Here is a 3,086-nt window from a genome sequence, read left to right as displayed (position 1 = left end):
GGCGCGAACAGATTTATCGCGACCGACGAAAAGAGGCACGATCATATGCGGAAAAACGACAATGTCCCGAAGCGGGAGAACGGGATATACGGCGGAGCTCACCGGTTCGGGGGTCTCAAGTTCATTATCGGACATCTAGCGATTCTTTCTGTTAATTAGTTTTGTCTTAATCCCAGGATTTTGTCTCTGCACGAAGAGAACTGAGCCTGACTGCAACCGGGTGGAATATACGCCAAGGAAATGAATGTTTCCTTGCCCATAATCCCATACCCTCCCTTGGCGTCAAGTGGTGAACGTCACAGAGGCACAACAAGGGCCGAACGAAGAGGGCTAACCTGAGCCAAGCCACCGTTTCACAAGGCCTTAACAGACTCTCAAGTGGCGTTTAGATAGAGAAATTCAAGGGGACGAAGTGGTTTAAAGGCAAAAACATACCCCCGCCGGGGGATAAGGCGGCAGCTCAACGCGGATACAAATAATATATCGAAATCGCGAAAAGATCAGGCGCTGGATTCAAGCTCGTCGGCATGCTCGGTATAGATATAGAGGGGCTTGGCGTGGCCCTCTATCACCTCACGATTGATGACAACTTCCTCAACTCCGGAAAGGCCCGGAAGTTCGAACATCGTATCGAGCAGGATATGTTCCATGATCGAGCGCAGACCACGGGCCCCGGTCTTGCGGGCCAGCGCCTTGTCGGCAATGCCATCAAGAGCATCCTCGGAAAAGTCGAGATTGACCCCTTCGATATCGAACAGACGCTGATATTGTTTGACCAGCGCATTCTTCGGCTTGGTGAGAATTTCGACCAGGGCAGCCTCGTCAAGGTCGCCCAAGGTGGCGACAATCGGCAGACGACCGATGAACTCCGGGATCAAGCCAAAGCGCAACAGATCTTCGGGTTCGACCCCCAGCAGAACTTCGCCGGTCTGTCGTTCATCCTCGTTTTTCACATCGGCACCGAAACCGATTGATGACCCCTTGCCGCGGGCCGAGATAATTTTCTCAAGGCCGGAAAAGGCACCGCCACAGATAAACAGAATATTCGTCGTGTCCACCTGCAGGAATTCCTGCTGCGGATGCTTGCGTCCACCCTGGGGCGGGACGCTGGCGACCGTGCCTTCCATGATCTTGAGAAGCGCCTGTTGGACCCCCTCACCGGAAACGTCGCGGGTAATCGAGGGGTTGTCGGACTTGCGCGAAATCTTATCGACTTCATCTATGTAGACGATACCGCGCTGGGCCCGCTCAACATTATAATCAGCAGCCTGAAGCAACTTGAGAATGATATTTTCAACGTCTTCACCAACATAGCCAGCCTCGGTCAGAGTCGTCGCATCGGCCATGGTAAAGGGCACATCGATGATACGGGCCAGGGTTTCGGCGAGCAGAGTCTTGCCGCAACCGGTAGGGCCGATCAGGAGTATGTTCGACTTGGACAGCTCAACGTCGCCAGCCTTCATTCCCATGTCGAGGCGCTTGTAATGATTGTGAACAGCGACGGAAAGAACCCGTTTGGCATGATCCTGCCCGATCACATAGTCATCGAGAACCTTACAGACTTCGCGCGGCGTCGGCACCCCGTTATCGGATTTAACCAGAGTGCTCTTGTGCTCTTCACGGATAATATCCATGCACAGCTCAACGCATTCATCACAGATGAAAACAGTTGGGCCGGCGATGAGCTTCCGAACCTCATGCTGGCTTTTTCCGCAAAAAGAACAATAAAGCGTGTTCTTTGGATCGCCGCTGCTGGACTTGTTCATGTCCTCTCCGATTTTCCGCTGCCTGAAATCTCAGCAATCTCCGTAGATGTAAACATGTTACCCAGACCTCCCCTCCTCGCACAATGACAAAAACGGAAGAAATAAAATTGGGACGGGATCACATTTACTACCGGAAAAGTATTCCTTTAATGAGGAACCTCCCGAATGAAACTGATGCCGAAATATTCTCTAACAGCTATTCCCTGTATTTAAGTGACTTTGACTGGACGTCTACTCTCGTTTTCACCATAGGACACGAAAAATAGTTAATTTTTTACAAATTCGCAATCTTTCAGACTTTTAGAAGCTATTTATCGCCCTCTGTGTCGCCATCACCAGCCTTGGTTTTATCACTCTCGCTCGGCGGGCGCTTGGTGACCACCTCATCGATGAGACCAAATTCCAGCGCATCTTCAGCCGAGAGAAACTTGTCCCGGTCCATCGCCTTCTCAATGTCCTTAATGCCCTTACCCGTATGATTGGCGTAAATTTGGTTGAGCCGCGCACGCAGTGACAGGATTTCATTGGCATGAATCTCGATATCGGCGGCCTGACCCTGAATCCCGCCTGAAGGCTGATGAATCATGATCCTGGAATGGGGCAAACAATAACGCTTGCCCTTAGCCCCGGCGGCGAGCAGGAGCGATCCCATAGAAGCGGCCTGGCCGACACAGACGGTGCTGACCTGCGGGGTGATGTATTGCATGGTGTCGTAAATGGCGAGCCCCGAGGTCACCACCCCACCGGGCGAATTAATGTAAAAGGAGATATCTTTTGTCGGGTTTTCTGATTCGAGATAGAGCAACTGGGCGCAGATAAGAGACGCAACCTCATCGCCGACACCACCGGTCAGAAAAATAATCCGCTCCTTCAAAAGGCGGGAATAGATATCGTAGGCACGCTCGCCACGGGTGGTCTGCTCAACCACCATCGGCACGAGATTGCTCATATACACTTCGGCTGGATTACGCATGGCCTGTTTTCCTCAGATCTGTCGTTTTGCAAACGGAAGCCATTCGGCCCCCCGGTCGCCCTTTTATAAAGCAGCGTGTAAAAACCAGGGTGATTACACACGATCCTGCACAAAGGGAAAAGGCTTCTATTCCTACTTCTTGGCTTTGTCTGCCTTGGCTTTGGTGGCCTTAGGCTCCGCCTTAGGCTTGACGGCCTTTTTTTCGGCTTTGGGTTTTGCTTTCGACTGAGCATCGGGCTTTTTCTTGGCACCCTTTTTGGCCGGTTTAGCCGCCGCGTCGGGAGATTTCGTCAGTTCTTCAAGCGTAATTTTTTTATCGGTGACTTTGGCCATCTCAAGAATGTAAG

At 51.7% G+C, this 3,086-nt stretch carries 3 protein-coding genes; all 3 read right to left on the bottom strand.

Annotation, left to right across the window (positions count from 1 at the left end; all coding sequences use genetic code 11):
- Positions 1-500 precede the first annotated feature (500 nt).
- Entirely contained in the window at positions 501-1,766 is a 1,266-nt protein-coding gene (gene clpX / locus HOJ95_18365; GenBank protein MBT6396659.1) for an ATP-dependent Clp protease ATP-binding subunit ClpX, read from the bottom strand.
- 307 nt (positions 1,767-2,073) lie between these two features.
- Complete coding sequence (gene clpP, locus HOJ95_18360) at positions 2,074-2,739, bottom strand: ATP-dependent Clp endopeptidase proteolytic subunit ClpP (GenBank protein ID MBT6396658.1); 666 nt, start codon at positions 2,737-2,739, stop codon at positions 2,074-2,076.
- A 132-nt stretch (positions 2,740-2,871) separates the two neighbouring features.
- Positions 2,872-3,086, bottom strand: a 215-nt coding sequence (locus HOJ95_18355) for a hypothetical protein (GenBank protein MBT6396657.1), incomplete at its 5' end; no start/stop codon positions are given.

This window comes from Nitrospinaceae bacterium (assembly GCA_018669005.1).
GTDB lineage: Bacteria > UBA8248 > UBA8248 > UBA8248 > UBA8248 > UBA8248.
This window is presented reverse-complemented; position numbering and strand designations above follow the sequence as displayed.